Source organism: Bacteroidia bacterium (genome assembly GCA_041391665.1).
GTDB lineage: Bacteria > Bacteroidota > Bacteroidia > J057 > J057 > JAGQVA01.
Genome location: JAWKNO010000003.1, coordinates 1,652,785 through 1,673,566, shown reverse-complemented (window position 1 = coordinate 1,673,566; position 20,782 = coordinate 1,652,785). Strand labels below are relative to the sequence as shown.

The window sequence follows — 20,782 nt, the reverse complement described above, 5'->3', positions numbered from 1 at the left end:
GGAGGAAATTATCTGCGGGTAAGCACCGCCTGGTTTACAGCAAGGGAAATATGGGAGTCGTATATTTTTTTCTCTTCTTCTGAAAGGACAATGGCGAGAGAAGAGAGTGCGATGTCAGTTTCCGCGGAAACGGCTAAGGTGTTTCCCTGTTTTTCAATGGAGGTAGGAACAAGGATTGTTACGGTGTGCTCATTGAAGCGTACAGTGAGCGGGAGGTTGATGGTTTTGGAGAGGAAATCGCCAGAGCTGATTTCTGGAAAACCGTTGAGATCAAATTCCAGGGAGAGCAATGGATTGGCTTCCATCAGGAGCACATCATGGAGAAAGGATTTTGCGGCATCATCTGCACTGAGAGACAGGGAGTGCGTTTTCACCATAAATGACAGGACATGTTGATCAGGTATAAATCTTCCCACCAATTGTTCACTGGAGAGAGACAAATCTTTTTGGGTTAAAGAAATAGAACCCACACCTGAATAGTTCTGGCTAAATGCAGAGAATACAGAAAGGCCAGTTATGAGGAAAAAGAGTAAAAGTGAACGCATAGGGTATTTATTGAGTGAAGCAAAAATAGAAAAAATTATAAGGAAATAGTTGAAGTATTCAAATAGATAATGTCTTTGGCAATGGATTTCCCTAAAAGAAAGCGCCCCCTAAGGTGGGGGCGCAGAGAAGTAAAGACTTTATTTTGAGAAACGCGTTTATTTTGCGTAGGCAATTGCCCGTTTTTCCCTGATAACCGTGATTTTAATGTGGCCGGGATATTGCATTTCTTTCATAATTTTTTGAGAAATATCGAAAGCGAGGTTTTCTGCTTTTTCGTCAGTAACCTTTTCACTTTCTACAATCACCCGAAGTTCCCGTCCGGCCTGAATGGCGTAAGTTTTCATGACACCGGGATAGGTGAGTGCGAGTTGTTCGAGGTCTTTGAGCCGTTGGATATAACTTTCCACGATTTCGCGCCGGGCACCGGGGCGAGAACCACTGATGGCATCACATGCCTGTATAATGGGCGAAATGATCGAGGTCATTTCAATCTCATCGTGGTGAGCACCGATGGCGTTGCAGACTTCCGGGTGTTCGTTGTATTTTTGGGCGAGTTCCATTCCTAGCAATGCGTGAGGGAGCTCAGAATTATCTTCCGCTACCTTACCGATATCGTGAAGGAGTCCTGCACGTTTTGCTTTTTTGACATCGAGGCCAAGTTCTGCGGCCATTGCTGCGCAAAGGTTGGCTACTTCGCGGGAGTGTTTGAGGAGATTTTGTCCGTAAGAAGAGCGGTATTTCATTCTTCCGACCATACGGATAAGCTCAGGTCTAAGACCATGAATACCGAGATCGATGACGGTTCGTTCGCCGATTTCAATAATTTCTTCCTCTACTTTTTTGGCGGTTTTCTTCACCACTTCCTCAATTCGTGCGGGGTGAATTCTTCCATCGGTAACGAGTTTGTGCAGCGAAAGCCTGGCCACTTCCCGTCGTACAGGATCAAACCCTGAGAGGATGATTGCTTCGGGCGTGTCATCGACAATGATTTCGATACCGGTGGCCATTTCCAGCGCACGGATATTCCGTCCTTCGCGGCCGATAATACGACCTTTGATTTCGTCATTTTCGAGCGGGAAAACCGTTACCGTATTTTCGATGGCATGTTCCGCCGCAGTACGTTGAATCGTTTCAATGACAATCTTTTTGGCCTGTTTCGTAGCAGTAAGATTGGCTTCCTCGACAATTTCTTTGATATGCGCAGAAGCCTCGGTTTGCGCTTCATGTTTAAGCGCTTCGATCATATTTGCTTTGGCTTCTTCAGGAGAAAGGCCAGCGATCTTTTCGAGATCTCTTACCTGTTTCTGGCGGAGCTGTTCAAGCTCTTCCTGCTTTTTTTCAATGATTTCGAGTTGTTTGGAAAGATTTTCCTTAAGACTTTCCATCTGGGCTTCCAAGGTTTTCGCCTTATGTGCATCTGCCTTCAGTTTTTCAGCTTGCTGATTGAGGGTAAGTTCCCGCTGCTTCAACTTGTTTTGAAAGCCATCCAGTTTTTCCTTGGTTTTGTTTGCGTTTTGTTCAAACTTAGACTTGAGCTGAATGTACTTTTCGTTGGCTTTGGCGATTTTATCTTTCTTAATATTTTCGCCTTTCAGCTCTGCCTGTTCGACAATACTTTCCGCTTTTACTTTGGCCGCTTCTATCATTTTTGTATTGGCCTGGGAAAGAATCAACCGGTTGATAAAGTAGCCGACGATGATGCCAGCAATCAGACCGATAGAAACCCCGATAATTATATCCGTCATATGATGCGAATGTTATGGGTTTAACAACGAGGTGACCCTGTTACTAACACAAAGGGTAATAACAAACGCATAAAAAAGCGAGGAGAGCCCGAAAAATTATTTATCTCCGGACAGTTGTAATGAATAATCCAGTTTCTGCTCCAGAATTGAGAGTTCGTTGAGGAGTGCAGCTACGCTCTGTTGACTTTTCGCTTTGTGAGTCATATACTCAGTCATTATATCCAGACAAGTCATAATGGCTATGTCGAGATCGTCCTGAGTTTTATATTCAGCCCTGAAGGCTTTTATTCTTGCGTTTATCAACCGGGCAGACGCTTCAATTACCTCTGCCTCCTCACTGTCAACCCTGGCAGGATACTGACGTCCGAAAATATTTATATTAATGGATTTCTTGTCCACGTGATCCGTCTTCTTGCCAGTTTATGCTAATCACCAAAATTCTTTAAACAAATATCTATTTCTTTTATATAGTCGTCAATTTTTGCCTGTACAGCCTGTAAATCCTGTCCATTGTTGATACTCTTGACAAGTTTTACGGCTTCATACTTCTCAGTTAATGCTGCCATTTCACGGTCCTTTTCCTCAAGCGCCTGCGTCAATTCCTCAATTTTTTCCTTCATTTGATCATGTTCCTGCCTCAATCGAAGCAGCAACCGCTCAAGTTTGGCAGCTTTCTGGTTCGTTCCCTGAAATTTATGGAGTAATTCATCCATAGTGTTCATACGCTCCAAGCACTCAAGTACTGTAAATTTCCGGATTAATCCAAGTTGTAAAATATAATTACTGTACTACTTAAGGAAGATAACCGCAAGTGGCTAATAATAAAGGCTTTGTAAATCGGTAAAGGCCACCCGGGGAGGTGGCCTTTTTTTCAGAAGCGTGGAGTCAGTAAGTTGACTGAGCCGTAGTGGCTGGTGAAGTAGGATTTATTTTTTCTTTTTCGTGGGGGCTGAGTGTATCGCTCTGTTTTAATATGTACCAAAGATAGAAAAATTTATTTTATAAAAAATATAACATATGTATAATCCGATTGTATGTTGTTGTTTTTGGTGATTTTGCGTGGGTGAGCTGTCAAAAGCAAATCCGCGGTACTGTTAATCTTTTTCTGAGGATTTTGCGGCTGATTTGGCAGTTGTAAAGATGAATTCCTTTCTTTTCAGGTGGGTTCTTTCGAAAAAGAAATGTAATTTCGGGTTCAAATTGAAAACTTACAGAACTATGGTATTTGACTTAGATATGATCCGGGAAGCATACAGCAAAATGCCCGGTAAAATTGCCGCAGCCCGCAAGGTTCTCGGCCGCCCGCTCACGCTCACCGAAAAGATACTGTACTCCCACCTTTACCCCGGTGTGGAGCTCGAAGATTTTGCCAGGGGTAAGGCTTATGTGGATTTTGCGCCCGACCGGGTAGCTATGCAGGATGCCACAGCTCAAATGGCGCTCCTTCAGTTTATGATGGCGGGAAAAGATAAAGTTTCTGTCCCCTCCACCGTACACTGCGACCACCTGATTCAGGCAAAAACCGGTGCGACCGAAGACCTTAACACGGCTATCGATACCAATAAAGAAGTTTATGACTTCCTCGCATCTGTATCGAATAAGTACGGTATTGGTTTCTGGAAACCCGGTGCAGGGATTATTCACCAGGTTGTGCTGGAAAATTATGCCTTCCCCGGTGGAATGATGATCGGTACCGACTCGCATACGCCTAATGCCGGTGGACTCGGTATGGTTGCCATCGGTGTAGGTGGCGCTGATGCCGTAGATGTCATGGCCGGTATGGCATGGGAACTGAAAATGCCCAAAATCATCGGTGTGAAGCTGACCGGAGAACTTAGCGGCTGGTCTTCTCCCAAAGACGTCATCCTGAAAGTGGCTGGTATTCTTACGGTTAAAGGTGGAACCGGTGCCATTGTCGAATATTTTGGCCCCGGTGCTCAAAGTATGTCTTGTACCGGTAAAGGTACTATCGGCAATATGGGTGCTGAAATCGGTGCTACAACCTCCACGTTTGGCTACGACGAATCGATGTCCCGCTACCTGCATGCTACCGGACGTGCCGAAGTTGCTGTACTGGCAGATCAGATTGCCGAGCACCTCACCGGCGACCCTGAAGCGTATGCCAATCCTGAAAAATATTTCGATCAGGTAATAGAAATCAACCTTAGCGAGCTGGAGCCTCATATCAATGGCCCATTTACTCCTGACCGTGCCTGGCCGCTCTCTCAGTTTGCCGATGCCGTTCGTGAAAACGGATTTCCCCAAACGCTCGAAGTCGGCCTGATCGGTTCCTGCACCAACTCTTCTTATGAAGATCTTGACCGGGCCGCATCCCTGGCAAAACAGGCAGTAGCCAAAAACCTGAAGGCTCGTTCTGAATTTACCATTACACCTGGCTCAGAGCAAGTGCGCTTTACGGTAGAGAGAGACGGATTGCTGGATGCTTTTGAGCAAATAGGTGGTGTAGTTCTCGCAAATGCCTGCGGCCCATGTATCGGTCAATGGGCGCGTCATATGGATAATCCCAACCGGAAAAACTCCATTATCACCTCCTTCAACCGCAACTTCGCCAAACGCAACGATGGCAATCCCAATACGCATGCATTTGTGGCTTCGCCTGAAATTGTAACGGCACTTGCCATCGCCGGAGATCTTACCTTCAACCCGATGAAAGATACCCTGATCAATGAGCAGGGGGTAGCCGTAAAACTCGATCCTCCCACAGGCGAAGAACTCCCATCCAAAGGCTTTGATGTTGAGGATGCTGGTTTTATAGCACCTTTTGAAGATGGCAGCAAAGTACAGGTAAAGGTAGCTCCTGATTCGACCAGACTACAACTGCTTACGCCGTTTAATCCCTGGGATGGTGCCGATATCAAAGGCCTTTCGATTCTGATTAAAGCATTTGGAAAATGTACGACTGACCATATTTCTATGGCTGGCCCATGGCTTCGCTACCGCGGACACCTGGACAATATCTCCAACAACGTTATGCTGGGTGCTATCAACGCATTCACCAAAGAAGCAAACAGCAAAAACCCGCTCACAGGCGAATATCTCGAAACTCCTAAAGTCGCCCGTGCATACAGAAATGCAGGCGTTCACTCTGTGATTTTTGGCGACGAAAACTATGGTGAAGGTTCTTCCCGCGAACATGCCGCCATGGAACCCCGCCATATGGGTGTGAGAGCCGTAATTGTGAAATCTTTTGCCCGTATCCATGAAACTAACCTGAAAAAACAGGGCATGCTGGCGCTTACTTTTGCTAATCCGGCAGACTACGACAAAATTCAGGAGGATGATAAAGTGGATATTCTTGTTGCTGATTTTGCTCCCGGCAAACAGGTGAAAGTCGTGTTAAATCACGCTGACGGAAGTACAGATTCTTTCCTCTGTAATCATACTTACAACGATGCGCAGATTGACTGGTTTAAAGCAGGAAGCGCACTGAACCTGATTCGCCAGCAAAAAGCGTAGAAGGGTAATAATTATACCTTTAATCTTAAAATAGAAAAGCCCCTTGTCTCAAGGGGCTTTTCTATTTATTATTTGTAATTTTCAGCAGCGGCCTCCAGCGCAGCGTAAAATTCTTCCCCATATTTGCGGATAATGGCATCCTTTACAAATTTGTATACAGGTATGCCTGACGCTTTGCCTCTGACACATGCTGCCGCACATATGTCCCACCGGTCATAATTGAGCACTTCATGATACCGGGATTTCGAAATTCTGATAGGATAAAGGTGGCAGGATACGGGCTTTCGAAAATCAACTTTCCCGGCTTCATACGCCTGCTCGATGCCGCATAATGCGATCCCTTCTTTTGAGAAAGTCACGTATGCGCATTCCCGGTCATTGACCAGCGGCGTGGAGTACCCACCTGTAATATCATAGACAGAGGTTCCTTGTTCGGCAATGGCCTGTATTCCTTCCTCACGGAGGAATGGCTCTACCTTATCGTAGATATCGGCCAGGATATGAAGTTCGTCATCTTCTAATGGCGCGCCAAGGTCTCCCTCTACGCAACACCCTCCTTTACAGCGTGCAATATCACAGGCAAATAACTCATCCAGCACTTCTCCGCTGACAAGTTTATTTTCAATTTCAATAATACTGGATGAACTGGCCATATTTTAAAGTATAGTTTGGTAAAGTTAATGGAAAATCAATTCTGGTTGACGTCAAACTGTGCAGCAATTTTTTCTTCTCCATTGATAATAATGGCGAGTTTGTGTGTGCCTGAATAGTGGGTGCGGGTAGTCATATCCCGAAAAGTGTATTTTTTTGAAAAGGACACGGGCATTCCACCGTCAAAGAAATTCTCCGTTATCTGGAAAATTTTACGCGAAAGGGAGCCATTTGCCCTGACAAACCAGATCGCAAATTCAATTCGCAGTTTCTCCGGCTGTGGAGAATCGTGAACCACTTCAAAAGAGAAGTGTATTTCTTCGCCCATATTGACCGTGTCTGGTTCCAGCTTCAGGTTTTGTGCTCTGACAGCGAGCGGATTTCCAAAACCAAACAATCTCAATGCCCGGCTCTCTCCATTTTTGAGCATCGTGCGGCAGGCTCTTTTGAGAATCCAGTCGGTGTGAGCGTGTTTGCCATGCCAGTTTTCGGCTGTTTCCAGCACGAGCATCGGGTGATCTTTGGAGATATCATTCAGGTTATTGGCGACACTTTTTCTCACATAAAGGGACTCATCAGCTTTCAGGTTTTCAAGAATCGGAAGTATGGGGGCCGGATCTTTTTTAAAATCAGGAAGGGCAACGGCCCAGGGCAGTCTTGGGCGGCAACCTTCACTGGAAAGACGGCGGATGTGTTCATTTTCATGCGCAGACCATTCCAGCATTTGTTTCATCGTTTTTTCCGGCCGGGCAATGATAAATGGCCTTATGGCAAATTCGGAGCTGGAATAACGGGTGAAAAACGCAAGCGCCGGAAGCGACGCATCCCAATCTTCCATTCCATACAACGCTACAAAGTCCGGGAAAAACAGATATTCGAAGGCGTAGCGTTGTTTTGCAGCTACAGGCATAAGAATTTCCAGTGCTTTTCTGTATGGCAATTGAAGCGTAGTGTGGAGTGAAACCGTAATATGGCGCAATCTGTCTTTCAATTCCCGCTTTTCCCACAGGTCGTCATAAATGCGGGCCATAAATCCTTCTGCGTCGAAGTTGGGATACACAGAAAGAAAATCATTGACGATGGAACGGAAAAATTTGTCGTTGTATAGGTTTTTGAGTGGTTCGGGCATGATGAGGGTTGCTTAACTTTCAAAGCTAATCTTTTTTTATATTCGCAGCACAGAGATATTTTTCACTATGCCTCCGCTTCGAATTCCACCCTGGATACATGCTCATCGTTTTGCTTATACAAGTCTGGAAGATGTGCCGGAAAGCGAGCTTGTGCGCATACGTATGGAGTTGATGCGGTTTCGGGTGAAAAAGCCAGTGGTTTCCATCGTCATTCCTGCTTACAATGAGGCCGCAAATATATTGCACACGCTTTCTTCTCTGTCTCATTTGCGGATCGCAGACATTTACCCGACCGAAATCATTGTAGTGAATGATGCCAGTACAGATGAAACACAAAAAATACTGGACACACTCGGGGTAAAATCGATCGGGTTGAAGGAAAACCGCCGCCCGAAAGGCGCCAGGCAGGTAGGGCTGACTATGGCAAAAGGCACGTATTTGCTTCAGGCGGATGCAGATACGATTTATCCGGAGGGATGGGGAATACCCTACGTCGAAGCCTTAAGAGATCCTGCTGTTGCATTGGTCTATGGAAACCACGCGTTTATCCCTGGTAAAAATAATTCGCGGACAGCTATGTTTTTTCATGAGCTGCTAGGCGAAACCCTATACCGGTTGCGAAAGCGAAACAGGGAGTATATCAATGTGCATGGGTTTAATTCTGCTTTCCGCAGGGAAGATGGCATTCATCACGGAAGTTATGACCATACCCCGACGGGGAGCGAAGACGGGCATATGGCTTTATTGCTTTCCAGGATCGGGCGCCTGGAGTTTATCGACACACCTGCTACACTGGCTTGGACCAGCGACCGGCGTATCATGGCTGATGGAGGGGTGTGGAAAGGGTTTTCCAAAAGGTTTAAGCGAGAGGGTAAGCGTCTGATTGAATATATATTTGCCGGAAAAAGAACAGATCCGTGAACATTGATTATCGTAGGGGTTGGTTTTTATCATTAAATGCTCTGCCTTCCGGTATGACTTCTCCTGCCCAGACTGTCCAGCCCCTGCCAAATGCTTCAATCGTTTCCAGCGGGGCATAGCCAAACGGAACAGGCTTTCTCGATCCGCCGCCCTGAAACCAGGGCATATCGTATTGACCGATCCCAAATGCCGGTTCACTTTCCCTGAAAATCAGCCCTTCCCTTTGTCCTACCATTACCCATTTGCCTTCCTCATAAGCGGGATTTGCCACGTAGGCATGGATATACCCGTCTGCTACAGGATTGCCGGAACCATCAAAGCTATTAAGCCTTACGATTTGTGTAAGCCCCCACCATTCCCCTTCCGTAAGCCTGACGCCGCTGCCGTCGGGCCAGGTATAAATCTCCCTGTTGCCGTAAATTCCCCCTTTTTGAGGAAGAGACTGAACATATGAATAGTCTCCGACGGCAGCAGTTTGTCTTGCTGTATCCATTTTTCCCGGCGGAATAACTGCCCCATATTCATCCACATCCGCCCAGAACATGACGATAGAGGCAAAGCCATCTCCCTGCATAGAGTCAAGGGCCACATCCTGCCGGGATTTGAAAGAGTTGGGGAGTTTGCCTGCACGTGTACTGGCAAAAAAACCTTTGGGGAAAAATATATACATCTGACCGGTATAAGCCGCCGAATCCCCCTTAAGGTTGGCGTTTACATACCAGAAATCCCCGCTGGAGCCGATATGCCCTTTTTCCATTACACGCACGGCAACTTTCATACTGTCAACTGTTCGCCAGAAAAAGGAACCGGGCTTATAGTTTTTGATCAGCTCGCCTCCCTGTTGGAGGAGCGGATCCGTATCCGAAGGGATAAATTCGCGGTCAGGAAAAGTATCGATAAGCCAGACAAGCTCAGGCAGCGATGCGGTGGATAGCTGTGCTTTCAACAGTTGTGGAAAAACAATAAAAAAGATAAGGATGCACGTTTGTATATTCATGCTTGAAAAGTATCTGTAAATTGAACGAACACCTGTAAAAGCAGGATTTAAGGTAATACGACTACTAATTTTTGTTGCAAAAAGCTATTTTATCTGTTAAATTGCTTCTGTTTTTAGTAAAAAATTAATTTATGTCTGCAACACCTGTATATAACGAAGATAGTATAAAATCCCTTGACTGGCGCGAACACATCCGGCTCAGACCGGGTATGTATATCGGGAAACTTGGAGATGGAACCTCTCCGGATGACGGTATTTATATATTGGTGAAGGAGGTGATAGACAATTCCATCGACGAATATGTGATGGGTAATGGAAAACGGATTGATATTGAGGTCAAAACCGGGGAAGTGGTTGTCAGAGATTATGGAAGGGGTATTCCGCTGGGGAAAGTCATCGAGTGTGTGTCTAAAATAAATACCGGTGGTAAGTACGATTCTGAAGCCTTCAAAAAATCGGTAGGATTAAACGGGGTGGGTACCAAAGCTGTGAACGCACTCTCTTTTTATTTTCGGGTAGAATCTGTGAGAGATGGCAAAAAGAAAGTGGCAGAATTTGAAAAGGGAGAGCTTGTAAAAGATCATAAAATCGTCGCTACAGATGAAGAGCAGGGGACGACCGTCATTTTTCGTCCCGACCCTGAGATTTTCCGCAACTACCGGTTTATCCCCGACTACCTGACCAACCAGATATGGAATTATGCCTACCTGAATGCAGGTCTCTCTCTTTATCTCAATGGCGAAAGATATTACTCGAAAAATGGACTGCTCGATCTTCTGACCAGAAAAACAGAGCAGGAGGAAGTCCGTTATCCGATCATTCATCTTTCCGGATACGATATAGAAGTCGCGATTACCCACGGCAATTCTTATGGAGAAGAGTATTACTCATTTGTCAACGGGCAGTACACTTCACAGGGGGGAACGCACTTGCAGGCATTTCGCGAAGCAGTGGTAAAAGCTGTTCGTGATTTTTACAATAAAAACTTTGACACTACCGACATCCGCGCTTCTATCATTGCAGCGGTGAGCGTGCGTGTGCAGGAGCCGGTGTTTGAGTCGCAAACCAAAACCAAGCTGGGCTCAATCAATGTCGCACATGATGGGCCGACGGTCCGTACATTTGTGAATGATTTTATCACAAAGGAGTTGGACAACTATTTGCACAAACATCCGGAGGTTGCGGAGGCTTTGCAAAAAAGAATTCAGCAGTCGGAGCGGGAACGCAAAGAGATCGCCGGAATTAAAAAACTCGCCAATCAGCGTGCAAAAAAGGCCAACCTTCACAATAAAAAACTCAGAGATTGCCGTATCCATTTGTCTGATAAACGCGGCGACGATGAAAAGAGACTGGCGTCTACCCTCTTTATCACCGAGGGAGATTCCGCGAGCGGCTCGATCACCAAAGCGCGTGATGTCAATTCTCAGGCAGTTTTCAGTCTTCGCGGAAAACCACTGAACTGTTTCGGACTCACTAAGAAGGTCGTGTATGAAAATGAGGAATTTAACCTCCTCCAGCATGCGCTCGATATTGAAGACGAACTCGACAATCTTAGGTACAACAACGTAGTAATTGCCACAGATGCCGATGTGGACGGTATGCACATCCGACTGTTGTTGCTTACCTTTTTCCTTCAATTTTTTCCCGACCTTGTGAAATCCGGGCACCTGTATATTCTGGATACTCCCCTTTTCCGGGTGCGTAACAAGAAAAAGACGATCTACTGTTACTCTGACGAAGAAAGACTTGCCGCGATTGAAGAGTTGGGGGCAAAACCTGAAATCACGCGATTTAAAGGATTGGGGGAGATCTCTCCCGACGAGTTTGAGCAGTTTATCGGAAAAGATATCCGGCTTCAGCCGGTAATGCTTCAGAAGGAAACTTCTATCCAGAATTTGCTGAGCTATTATATGGGAAAAAATACGCCCGACCGTCAGGACTTTATCATTGCAAATCTGCGTCTGGAGAAAGATACCGCAGAAATCGTAGCAGTGTGATAAATAGATTAACAGGATGATACATATTCTCGATCTTCAGTTTTTTTCGGATCAGACGATCGCGGCTTTTGTGATCGAGACAACCGAAGGCCCGGTACTCATCGAAACTGGGCCATACTCCGCATTTAACAATCTGGTGAAGGGATTAAAAGATTTGGGATATGCACCAGAAGATGTAAAACATGTCCTGTTGACGCATATCCATTTTGACCATGCCGGGGCAGCCTGGGCTATGGCAAAAGCGGGCGCAAAAATATATGTTCATCCTTTCGGCTATAAACATATGCTCAATCCGGAGCGGTTGTACAATTCTGCCAAACGGATTTACGGCGATATGATGGAAACCCTCTGGGGAGAAATGTTTCCCATTGCGGAAGAGAATCTCGTTGCCGTAGAAAACAAAACAATCATCACGATTGGCGACCAAAAGATTCAGGCGCTTCATACACCCGGCCATGCCAATCACCATATTGCATGGAGGTTGGGTAAGGTCATATTTACCGGAGATGTAGGAGGTTGTAAAATAAACGGAGGCCCGGTCGTGCCGCCCTGTCCGCCGCCGGATATCGACATTGGAGAGTGGTTTGACTCACTCGAATTTATTGAGTCTTTTGGCCCCGATAAATTATATCTGACGCATTACGGAATCGTAGAGGATATCTCAACCCATATTCACGATCTGCGCCGCATGCTCAATGAGTGGGGGGACGTCATCAGAATGTATATGAATCGCGGCGAAACCGCCGAAGAAATGACCCCCAAATTTCGCGCGTATGCGGAAAATCAGCTACGAGAAGCCGGGTTGGATGATGCCATGGTTGCCAGATACGAAGCTGCGAATCCAGCCTGGATGAGCGTGGCCGGTCTGATCCGCTACTGGTCAGGCAATCCTTCACCGAGGTTGTGAATGGGCGAAACCCGCTAAACCAAACCCGAAATTTTAATAGCAAATTTCCTGACACTTCTTCCTGACAAAACTGCAAAAAGCGAAGTTTTTGCAGCAAGTGCAAGCTTTTTGCGCCGTTTTTCGTGTATTTACGCCAATGGTACAATTCCTGCAAGTTGGTATATATACAGGCAGAAACTGTCATAAAGTCAAACCATAAAAAATAAATATCATGGAAGATCTGTTTAAAAAATTCTTTTACACCGGCGTAGGTATCGCTTCACTGACTGCCGAAAAACTTCAGGAAGTTGTGGACGAACTCATTGGCAAGGGAAAAGTGAGCAAAGAAGAAGGCAAAAAAATCGTTGACGATTTTAAAGATAAGGTGGACGTAAGGAAAGAAGAAATCGAAAGCAAAATCAAAGATCTGGCTGGAAACCTGACCGAAGGACTCAATATCCCCAAGTTTGTAAGCAAAGAGGATTTTGACGCGATGATGAGCCGAATCGAAGCATTGGAAGCCAAAGTAGGCCTGGGTGCTACCGAAGAAGTAAAAGAAACAGAAAAAAAGAGCACAGCTTCTGAAAAAAAGAGCACAAAAAAATCCTGATCATTCGGGGTTAAAAAGTTAGGGTAACATTAGTAGTAGTAGTAAGTATGTACATCGGGTCTGGCTTTGCCGGCCCGATATTTTTTTATTAAGCCAGATTTGCCCAATTTTGGCCCACTATGGAGGTAAAGACCCTTAGCATCATCATTCCTGCGTACAACGAGGAAAAAACGATCACCCGGATTCTGGATCGCGTGAGGCAAGTAACGTTGATCAACGATATTTCCAAAGAGATCATCGTCGTCAACGACTGTTCGACTGACCAGACCCAGGCGCAGATTGAATCTTATATCCGCCAATATTCTGACCTGAAAATACGCCTCCATTCTCATGAAAAAAATCAAGGAAAGGGCGCGGCGCTCCACACCGGCATCAAAGCCGCTACCGGCGACTTTGTCATTATTCAGGATGCAGATATGGAATATGACCCCCGCGAATACAATCTCCTGCTGAAACCTGTGGTAGAAGGTTTTGCCGACGTAGTCTATGGTTCCAGGTTTATGGGGGGAAATCCGCACCGGATTCTTTTTTTCTGGCATTCACGGGGAAATAAGCTGCTGACGTTTCTCTCGAATATGTTTACCGGACTGAACCTCTCCGATATGGAAACCTGCTATAAATTATTCCGCCGGGACATTATTCAGTCGCTGAACCTGCAAGAAAAGCGGTTTGGATTTGAACCTGAAGTAACGGCCAAAGTGGCCAGGGTTTCTGGTGTGCGTATTTATGAAGTGGGAATTTCCTACTATGGCCGTACCTATGAAGAAGGTAAAAAAATTGGCTGGAAAGACGGGGTAAGAGCCATATACTGTGTGCTGAAATATAAAATCATCCGATGAGCGAAGTAAAAAAGTTTGCTTATAAAGAACTTGACCAGGAAGGGTTGGAAACACTGGAGACCATCGCAGCGGCAGATCGGTTTAATCAGTGGATGTATGAAACCGTCGCAACCCATCTGGTCCCCGGCACCGTGCTGGAAGTCGGCAGCGGGATCGGCAATATTTCCAAAGTATTTCTGAATGCAGGGTATCAATTGACTGTCAGTGATATAAGGGAAAACTACTGTGGCTATCTGGAAGAAAATCTCAGCCATTACCCCAATCTCAAAGACATTATCAAACTCGACCTCGTTCACCCCGAATTTGAAAAAGTCTATGCAGAATACCTTGGCCAGTACGACAACCTGTATGCGCTCAACGTAGTTGAGCATATCGAAGACGACGTACTCGCCTTGAACAACTGCCGTAAGCTGGTGCGCCCCGGTGGGCGCATCGTGATACTTGTACCGGCGTATCAGGCTTTGTATAATAAGTTTGATGAAAACCTCTTTCACTTCCGCCGGTATACAAAGACTACGCTTTCATCTATATTTTTGAAAAACAAGCTGACGATTCTGAAAGCCTTCCATTTTAATTTTATCGGAATCCTGGGCTGGTTTTTTTCAGGCAGTATTCTGAAAAAAGAGACCATTCCCTCCGGCCAGATGAATCTCTACAACCGACTGGTTCCCATTTTCAGACTGATCGACCGTATGATTTTGCGCCAGATGGGGCTTTCTGTGATTGTTGTGGGCGAAGTGCCGTCAACTTTTGCAAGCTGACCGTCCGGAAATTTGCGAATCTGTTTACGTCGCCGTATTTTCCCGTTATATGGCGAATCTCTCTGAAAACAGCCTTCCGGTAAGGGAGCGAATAGACCAACTCATCAATCAATTGAGTCAAAACCTTTTTGAAAAAGAAAAGGTAATTCGGCTTACTCTGCTTTCCGCCCTTGCAGGGCAAAGTATTTTTCTTCTGGGCCCTCCCGGCGTGGCAAAAAGCATGATTGCCCGAAGGTTGAAGTTTGCCTTTGCGGGAGCGACCTCCTTTGAATACCTGATGGGAAAATTTTCCACCCCTGACGAGGTATTTGGGCCGGTGTCAATTTCCAAACTCAGAAATGAGGATAAATACGAACGACTCACCGACAAATACCTCCCCGGTGCCAATATTGTATTTCTCGATGAGATATGGAAAGCCAGTCCGCCTATTCAGAATGCCCTGCTTACTGTACTCAATGAAAAGATTTACCGAAATGGAGAGCAGGAGTTTAAGGTGGATATTCACGGGTTGATCTCAGCTTCCAATGAGTTGCCCATAAAAGGGGAAGGACTGGAAGCGCTTTGGGACCGGTTTCTGATTCGTGTGATTATTTCCAATATCGAAAACGATGAACTCTTCAATAAAATGATTTCGATGGCAGGCAACCATGACTATGAAGATATGGTTGCAGACGGAATGAAAATTACCAGTGAGGAATACGATCAATGGGAAAAGGAAATTGAAAATATCGATATCCCCGCGCATATATTGGGTCTGATTACCCATTTGCGCAGATCGATCCGCCAGCGGAATACCAAAGTGGAAGAAAATAATATCATGTATGTCTCCGACCGCAGATGGAAAAAAATTGCCCATTTGCTTCGGGCTTCTGCATTTCTCAATGGACGCCCGTCGGTAGATTTGATGGATTGTTTTCTGATCTCCGATTGTCTTTGGGATCACCCCGGACAGGTAGGTGAGGCGCAGGATCTTGTGTCGAAAGGCATTGCCTCATTTGGGTACAATCGGCTTATTCGCGCCGACCGGATCAGAGAAGAGCTGGAGACACTCCTTCACGAAGTGGAAGGAGAGACGTATGTCACCAAATTTGAAAAGATCAAACAGAAAAAGGCGTATCACGACAAATCGGAGAACGTATATCACAAAGTGTTCGACTTCTGGGGGGCAGATTCTGCTGCCTATGTACGCCCCGAAGACCTCTCCAAACTTGAAAAAGAGAAGCTGGTTTTTATCCCGGTATTTGAGCAGTCGGGAAAATCATTCAGGCCTTTCCAGACCTATGGTGTACTTCTCAAATCAGAGTATGTGATTTTCAACAACCAGCGCGAACTGAAAATCGAAACCGAAGAAGTTGAGCGGGAACTTCGGATACAAAAAAAGCCCAACGAAAGTATGATCCGGATATGGAATAGTCAGGTAGATCTTCTGCTCGAAACCTGTGAAAAAATGCTTAGTAAAATTGAGGTTCAGAAAAAAAGTGATGAGCCCAACTTCCACAACCATTTATTTGTTCCGAAGGCGATGAGTGCGCATATATCGGCCAGCCTGGATATAGTTACGAATGAATTGCTGAACCTGAAACTGGACATAAAAAAAGCACGCCACAGTTATGAATCTCTTAACGAGAATTGAGGACGAACTATCGGGGTTTATCGATTATGGCGGAATAATGACCGAAAAACTGCGCCGCGAGGCGATAGAGATGGTCATTATGTACTTGTATGAACCGGAATACGATGCCATCACACCGCTAAATGAAAGCGGCATTCAGTTTAATTATCCCAATTGGTATGGGCTGTTGTTGCGTTTGTTTAGTTATCCGGAGTTGCGAAAAATTACCAGAAGCAATGAGGATCTCACGTTTAGCATTGCCAAAGATACATTTGCCTGGGCGCGCAGAGTCGCCAGGCAGTTTGAAGCCAATCATGAATATTTCGAAGAAGAAGTAGAACTAAAGTATATACTGGAAAATACCCGCGCGGTAAAAAAGAGCCGATGGCCGCAGATTCTACTAGATCTGAAAGACCGGTATCCAACACATAGTCTGAGCTGGGACTTTTACCGGGAATCCATGTCTGATATGTCTGCCAGAATGGATGCCGAATCAGATGAGTCCACACGGCAGCGATTGGCTCTGGATCTTGAGGTGCTGCGAAATAATATCCTCGAAGACTGGAACAGTTTTTTCTACAAAAAAAAACATGCATTAGAGGAATCTTTCCTGGACAGTGCTTTTTCCCGCTATTCGGCGGAGCTTTCTCAAAAAGTCGCCCAACTCAATGACCTGGGCGATTTGCTTGCGCCTTTTTACAATTTCCTCGGTCATATTTGGAATGACTCAATGGGGGCCTGGGAAAAAATAGACTGGGATAAACTGGAAGAATATGCCAAAAATCTTCAGCGGGATCCTCAACTCCGGGAACTTGCAGAACTTCTGGGCCGGTGGAAAAATGCCGAAAAGCAGGTGGAAACCTTTAAATTGCTACAACCCGTACCTGATCGGGCATGGAAACCTAACCTCTATGGCAAATCGGAAATAATCGGTATCCATCACAGCGATGATATCGGTGCGATGCTGCCTTCGGAAGTCGCATTGCTGAGTTCGCCGGAAACAGAACTGATCCTCTCAAAAAAGTTTGTAGAAAAAAAGCTGCTCACTTTCCAGTACAGATCAGAAAACCTCAGCGCTTCACCAAAGATGAAGCAGGAAATGATCCAAATGACTGAAATCAATGAGCGTGGGCCTATGGTGATCTGCATTGATACGAGTGGATCGATGTTTGGCGGGCCGGAGCGAATTGCCAAAGCTTTGGCACTCGCGATTTTGGAAATAGCACTTAAGCAGAAACGCCGCGCTTATCTCATCTCTTTTTCCACCGGCATAAAAACCATTGAGATGACGGGAATGGAAGCCAATGTAGATAAAATGGTCGATTTCCTGCGAATGAGTTTTCACGGAGGGACAGATATACAACCCGCTCTGGAAGAGACGATTAAAGTGCTTCAGGGGGAAGCTTTCGCAAAAGCCGACGTGTTAATTATTTCAGATTTTATCATTCCCCGCATCGAAAGACAAATGTTTGATGACATCCTGCATTTGCGTACGGAGAAAAAAACCAATTTTCACAGTCTGTACGTTACCCGCAGGCACGATCCACGGGTACCGCCATTACCGATATTTGACAACCACTGGGTCTATGACCTCGACAATCCGAAAGTCATGCGGCAAATGGTCGATCATTTTGAAATCTTTGCCGAATAAACCTCAGGAATATTTCACCTCGTTTTTGAGTTCGCGCTGATGTTCAAAATCGCTTAAATTATTGATCGTCGTGATGGCAATCTGAGACAATGCATCACGCGTAAAAAATCCCTGATGGGCAGTAACAATGACATTGGGGAAAGTCATCAGACGACTGATGACATCGTCAGAAATAATGCTGTCGGACAAGTCATTAAAGAAAATTTTGTCTTCCAACTCATAAACATCAATGCCCAGATATCCCAGTTTTCCATGTTTTAAGGCTGTGATCGCAGCCCGTGTATTGACGAGTTTTCCTCTGCTGGTATTGATGAGCATTGCGCCATCCTTCATTTTGTCAAATGCTTTTTTATCAAGCAGATGATGTGTCTCTGGTGTCAATGGACAATGCAGGGAAACAATATCTGATTTGGCTAGCAATTCATCAAAAGGAACATAGTCAACGCCTTTTTCCTTAAGTGCGGGTGATTCAAAGACATCATAGGCAAGCACTTTACAGCCAAAGCCCAACATGATTTGGGTAAAAGCAAGGCCGATCTGACCCGTGCCAACGACGCCAACGGTTTTTCCATGAAGGTCAAAACCGAGTAGTTTTTCCAGTGAAAAATTATTTTCACGTACACGGCTATAAGCTTTATGGATTTTCCGGTTGAGGGTCATGATAAGCGCTACGGCATGTTCTGCTACAGCATAAGGTGAATAGGCTGGCACTCGCACTACTTTTATACCCGCTTCTGCGGCAGCCGGTATGTCTACCTGATTAAAACCTGCACATCGCAGGGCAATAATTTTTACCCCATTGTCGCGCAAAGCAAAAATTACCTCACGGGTAATATTGTCATTGACAAACGCACATACTGCCAAATAATCTTTGGTGAGATTGACGGTTTCTTCATTCAGGGAAGCTTTAAACCAGGTAAAGTGATGATGGCCTTCCTGATTGTATTTTTCAAGGTATTCGCGATCGTAAGACTTTGTACTAAAAACTGCAACTTTCATGGGGCAAATCTAATGGATAAATTTATGGGAACGAATTTCCTTTTCCGTCATTTCCTTTACAATTATGTCGGTGGTGTACTCAACCGCAGCGCCATTGCTGATGTTGTCGTAGCTTATGGTCATGCCCGGTTTCTGAAAATAAGGAATCCTCATTCGCTTTACCCTTCCTTCTCCGACAAATGAAAATAACATCACCTGTAAATCTCCTTTTTCGCGCACAATGCTCAAAGCCTGGCCCGGATATATGGTTTCTCCTGCCTGTACAAATACGTGCGAAGTATCGAGGTGTTGATATACCATTACCGTTCCATCTGCATGCAGGACTTCAAATGACCCCGCGCCACCGATTCGGTCAACGACTTTTCCCATACCCGCTGTAGCGGTTACAACCCCTTTTCTCATGGCAAATACCGTATCTCCTGCTGCCATGATAAACTGATCTTCATAGTAGGCCTGCGCCGAATCGTTAACCATTGCCTTCCGGCTATTCCCAACCGGAATCAGGTAGGCAAATGCGTCATCCGGCCTCGCATCCGGGTCTCCGATCAGTTCTTTTACGGAGAGCTCGTAGTGATAATTGGCGTCAGCACGATCTGTAACGGTAAGCACCAGCAGGCGATTGACTCCCGGAGAAAGGGTATAAGTTTTTCTGCTGACGACGGGCTCAAGATTGTGAATTTTACTAAAATCCATGATCAGTTCGTATGGATAGTGCGTCAGGTTGTAAGCGAAAAAAGCAAGCTGGTTTTCATTGCGGTGGAGTTCGATTCGTATTGGATCGGCAAAACGTGTATGCAGATCGCTTATACCTGAAATCGGATACGCTATCGAGTCACTGGAAATATTCACAGTTGAGACCGGATTCCTTTTGTAGTAAGACAAAAGCGCTTCTTCTGATGGCTCGTCTTCAGATTCTATTGTATCCGCCAGCGTGGGGTGTGGTTGGTCACTAAGGGTAACACTACCTGCAAGTACTGAAGTGCCGGGTATCCATCTGCCAAAGCTGTTGAGCCGGTAGTAAGACGTTTGTTTATTGAGTATGGAAGGGGCAACCGAAATGCCGAAGGACGTTCCCAGGTAAAAATTGCCCTGATAGTTGTAGTAGGGAACCCTGACACCGTTGATGATGCTATAATCAATAGAAACCTGGCTCGGGTGTTCGGCGCGAAACTGTTCGTATTGCTGGTAAAGATGGCTGCGGTCTTTTTGTTCGAGTATCCATTCAAATACAAGGAAAAAATCGCGATCCATTTTCAACTGGTAGGAGGAAAGGTCTATTTTCAGCCATCCGTCAGCTATTTTCGATTCGACAACAACACTTTGGTTGAGCAAATCTTTCCCCGGCATGATTAATCCTTTGATATTTTCGGCCTCAAGCAGTCGCACACGAATTTTAAACTCGCGGAACGTATTTTTTACAATTCGCAGTTGCGCGTCCTGAATATATACCGGGTAACGAAACTTTGGCGATTTGTTTTGAATCAGTAAAGCCATTGCCGCACCGGCCATGACTGTATCTGCATAGAGACTTCCTCCGTCAAATTTGCGGTTGCCAGCCTTATATATTTTGGCTTTGACCCGCTCTGCGGTCAGCATAACTTCCGATAAAGCATAAGGCGCTTCTCTGAGATAAACCGTTAACTCCGTTTCCCGCGTAAGTTCTGAGACCGGAATAAATATTTTCGAATAACCCAGGGCCGAAAAAAGAACCGAATCATGCGAAAAGTAAGAGGGAATCTTAAAGGAAAAACTTCCGTCTGTATTGGCAATTGTGCCTATGGAGGAGTTGATAATGCCTATATTAGCAAAAGCGATGGGCTGTTTGTCGGGAAGACTTACGATTTTTCCCTTTATCGGAATCTGTGAAAAAGAAGTGATGCTGGTCAGGCAAAAAAGAATGAAAGAAAATAGTCTGGTACGCATAGCGGGTAATTTCGCAATTAATCCGGATGTAGGATGG

Annotated in this window: 18 protein-coding genes; 9 read left to right on the top strand and 9 right to left on the bottom strand. The window is 45.5% G+C overall.

Features of this window, described 5'->3' with window-relative positions:
- Window positions 1-8: 8 nt before the first annotated feature.
- From R3D00_29575 to R3D00_29560, 4 genes are all read right to left on the bottom strand, one after another.
- Window positions 9-545, bottom strand: a complete 537-nt coding sequence (locus R3D00_29575) for a hypothetical protein (protein MEZ4777364.1) — start codon at window positions 543-545, stop codon at window positions 9-11.
- Window positions 546-701: 156 nt separating this feature from the next.
- Window positions 702-2,291 (bottom strand): ribonuclease Y, encoded by a 1,590-nt coding sequence (gene rny, locus R3D00_29570; GenBank protein MEZ4777363.1) that lies wholly within the window; start codon window positions 2,289-2,291, stop codon window positions 702-704.
- Between the two features lie 96 nt (window positions 2,292-2,387).
- Window positions 2,388-2,690 (bottom strand): cell division protein ZapA, encoded by a 303-nt coding sequence (locus R3D00_29565; GenBank protein ID MEZ4777362.1) that lies wholly within the window; start codon window positions 2,688-2,690, stop codon window positions 2,388-2,390.
- Between the two features lie 26 nt (window positions 2,691-2,716).
- Window positions 2,717-3,004, bottom strand: a complete 288-nt coding sequence (locus R3D00_29560; GenBank protein ID MEZ4777361.1) for a hypothetical protein — start codon at window positions 3,002-3,004, stop codon at window positions 2,717-2,719.
- 505 nt (window positions 3,005-3,509) lie between these two features.
- Here R3D00_29560 and R3D00_29555 point away from each other — a divergent pair.
- Window positions 3,510-5,768: an aconitate hydratase gene (locus R3D00_29555; GenBank protein ID MEZ4777360.1), complete on the top strand. Its 2,259-nt coding sequence runs from the start codon at window positions 3,510-3,512 to the stop codon at window positions 5,766-5,768.
- 68 nt (window positions 5,769-5,836) lie between these two features.
- Here R3D00_29555 and R3D00_29550 read toward each other — a convergent pair whose 3' ends face one another.
- Window positions 5,837-6,403, bottom strand: coding sequence for a DUF3109 family protein (locus R3D00_29550; protein ID MEZ4777359.1), 567 nt, complete (start codon window positions 6,401-6,403; stop codon window positions 5,837-5,839).
- Window positions 6,404-6,456: 53 nt separating this feature from the next.
- Entirely contained in the window at window positions 6,457-7,548 is a 1,092-nt protein-coding gene (locus R3D00_29545) for a DNA alkylation repair protein (protein ID MEZ4777358.1), read from the bottom strand.
- A gap of 67 nt (window positions 7,549-7,615) precedes the next feature.
- On the opposite strand from R3D00_29545, the gene R3D00_29540 reads away from it, so the two are divergent.
- Window positions 7,616-8,470 carry a glycosyltransferase gene (locus tag R3D00_29540; GenBank protein ID MEZ4777357.1) on the top strand — a complete coding sequence of 285 codons (855 nt, stop codon included), beginning with the start codon at window positions 7,616-7,618 and terminating at the stop codon, window positions 8,468-8,470.
- Window positions 8,471-8,477: 7 nt separating this feature from the next.
- Here R3D00_29540 and R3D00_29535 read toward each other — a convergent pair whose 3' ends face one another.
- A complete protein-coding gene (locus R3D00_29535) occupies window positions 8,478-9,467 on the bottom strand; it encodes a hypothetical protein (protein ID MEZ4777356.1) in 990 nt (329 codons plus the stop codon).
- A 131-nt stretch (window positions 9,468-9,598) separates the two neighbouring features.
- Between R3D00_29535 and R3D00_29530 the strand changes: the two genes are divergently transcribed.
- The 7 genes from R3D00_29530 to R3D00_29500 all read left to right on the top strand — a co-directional run bounded on the left by R3D00_29530 (window position 9,599) and on the right by R3D00_29500 (window position 17,823).
- Window positions 9,599-11,464, top strand: a complete 1,866-nt coding sequence (locus R3D00_29530; protein MEZ4777355.1) for a DNA topoisomerase IV subunit B — start codon at window positions 9,599-9,601, stop codon at window positions 11,462-11,464.
- Window positions 11,465-11,480: 16 nt separating this feature from the next.
- Window positions 11,481-12,371 (top strand): MBL fold metallo-hydrolase, encoded by an 891-nt coding sequence (locus R3D00_29525; GenBank protein MEZ4777354.1) that lies wholly within the window; start codon window positions 11,481-11,483, stop codon window positions 12,369-12,371.
- A 211-nt stretch (window positions 12,372-12,582) separates the two neighbouring features.
- Window positions 12,583-12,960 (top strand): hypothetical protein, encoded by a 378-nt coding sequence (locus tag R3D00_29520; GenBank protein ID MEZ4777353.1) that lies wholly within the window; start codon window positions 12,583-12,585, stop codon window positions 12,958-12,960.
- Between the two features lie 119 nt (window positions 12,961-13,079).
- On the top strand, window positions 13,080-13,799 hold the full coding sequence (locus R3D00_29515; GenBank protein ID MEZ4777352.1) for a glycosyltransferase family 2 protein: 720 nt from the start codon (window positions 13,080-13,082) through the stop codon (window positions 13,797-13,799).
- Window positions 13,796-14,560, top strand: coding sequence for a class I SAM-dependent methyltransferase (locus R3D00_29510; protein MEZ4777351.1), 765 nt, complete (start codon window positions 13,796-13,798; stop codon window positions 14,558-14,560). The genes R3D00_29515 and R3D00_29510 overlap by 4 nt, the downstream gene beginning before the upstream one ends.
- Before the next feature lie 49 nt (window positions 14,561-14,609).
- The gene (locus tag R3D00_29505) at window positions 14,610-16,193 is read left to right on the top strand and encodes an AAA family ATPase (GenBank protein MEZ4777350.1); all 1,584 of its coding nucleotides are present in this window, start codon (window positions 14,610-14,612) and stop codon (window positions 16,191-16,193) included.
- On the top strand, window positions 16,171-17,823 hold the full coding sequence (locus tag R3D00_29500; protein ID MEZ4777349.1) for a VWA domain-containing protein: 1,653 nt from the start codon (window positions 16,171-16,173) through the stop codon (window positions 17,821-17,823). Before R3D00_29505 ends, R3D00_29500 begins: the two co-directional genes overlap by 23 nt.
- 3 nt (window positions 17,824-17,826) lie before the next feature.
- On the opposite strand, the gene R3D00_29495 is transcribed toward R3D00_29500, so the two are convergent.
- Both R3D00_29495 and R3D00_29490 read right to left on the bottom strand, forming a co-directional pair.
- Window positions 17,827-18,822 (bottom strand): 2-hydroxyacid dehydrogenase, encoded by a 996-nt coding sequence (locus R3D00_29495; GenBank protein ID MEZ4777348.1) that lies wholly within the window; start codon window positions 18,820-18,822, stop codon window positions 17,827-17,829.
- Window positions 18,823-18,831: 9 nt separating this feature from the next.
- Window positions 18,832-20,745: a carboxypeptidase-like regulatory domain-containing protein gene (locus R3D00_29490; protein ID MEZ4777347.1), complete on the bottom strand. Its 1,914-nt coding sequence runs from the start codon at window positions 20,743-20,745 to the stop codon at window positions 18,832-18,834.
- Between the last annotated feature and the right edge of the window lie 37 nt (window positions 20,746-20,782).

Excerpts from the sequence above, each read along its gene's own strand:
- R3D00_29575 (MEZ4777364.1), bottom strand. The coding sequence starts at position 545 with ATGCGTTCACTTTTACTCTTTTTCCTCATAACTGGCCTTTCTGTATTC.
- rny (MEZ4777363.1), bottom strand. The coding sequence starts at position 2,291 with ATGACGGATATAATTATCGGGGTTTCTATCGGTCTGATTGCTGGCATC.
- R3D00_29560 (MEZ4777361.1), bottom strand. The coding sequence starts at position 3,004 with ATGGATGAATTACTCCATAAATTTCAGGGAACGAACCAGAAAGCTGCC.
- R3D00_29555 (MEZ4777360.1), top strand. The coding sequence starts at position 3,510 with ATGGTATTTGACTTAGATATGATCCGGGAAGCATACAGCAAAATGCCC.
- R3D00_29545 (MEZ4777358.1), bottom strand. The coding sequence starts at position 7,548 with ATGCCCGAACCACTCAAAAACCTATACAACGACAAATTTTTCCGTTCC.
- R3D00_29540 (MEZ4777357.1), top strand. The coding sequence starts at position 7,616 with ATGCCTCCGCTTCGAATTCCACCCTGGATACATGCTCATCGTTTTGCT.
- R3D00_29535 (MEZ4777356.1), bottom strand. The coding sequence starts at position 9,467 with ATGAATATACAAACGTGCATCCTTATCTTTTTTATTGTTTTTCCACAA.
- R3D00_29530 (MEZ4777355.1), top strand. The coding sequence starts at position 9,599 with ATGTCTGCAACACCTGTATATAACGAAGATAGTATAAAATCCCTTGAC.
- R3D00_29525 (MEZ4777354.1), top strand. The coding sequence starts at position 11,481 with ATGATACATATTCTCGATCTTCAGTTTTTTTCGGATCAGACGATCGCG.
- R3D00_29520 (MEZ4777353.1), top strand. The coding sequence starts at position 12,583 with ATGGAAGATCTGTTTAAAAAATTCTTTTACACCGGCGTAGGTATCGCT.
- R3D00_29515 (MEZ4777352.1), top strand. The coding sequence starts at position 13,080 with ATGGAGGTAAAGACCCTTAGCATCATCATTCCTGCGTACAACGAGGAA.
- R3D00_29510 (MEZ4777351.1), top strand. The coding sequence starts at position 13,796 with ATGAGCGAAGTAAAAAAGTTTGCTTATAAAGAACTTGACCAGGAAGGG.
- R3D00_29505 (MEZ4777350.1), top strand. The coding sequence starts at position 14,610 with ATGGCGAATCTCTCTGAAAACAGCCTTCCGGTAAGGGAGCGAATAGAC.
- R3D00_29500 (MEZ4777349.1), top strand. The coding sequence starts at position 16,171 with ATGAATCTCTTAACGAGAATTGAGGACGAACTATCGGGGTTTATCGAT.
- R3D00_29495 (MEZ4777348.1), bottom strand. The coding sequence starts at position 18,822 with ATGAAAGTTGCAGTTTTTAGTACAAAGTCTTACGATCGCGAATACCTT.
- R3D00_29490 (MEZ4777347.1), bottom strand. The coding sequence starts at position 20,745 with ATGCGTACCAGACTATTTTCTTTCATTCTTTTTTGCCTGACCAGCATC.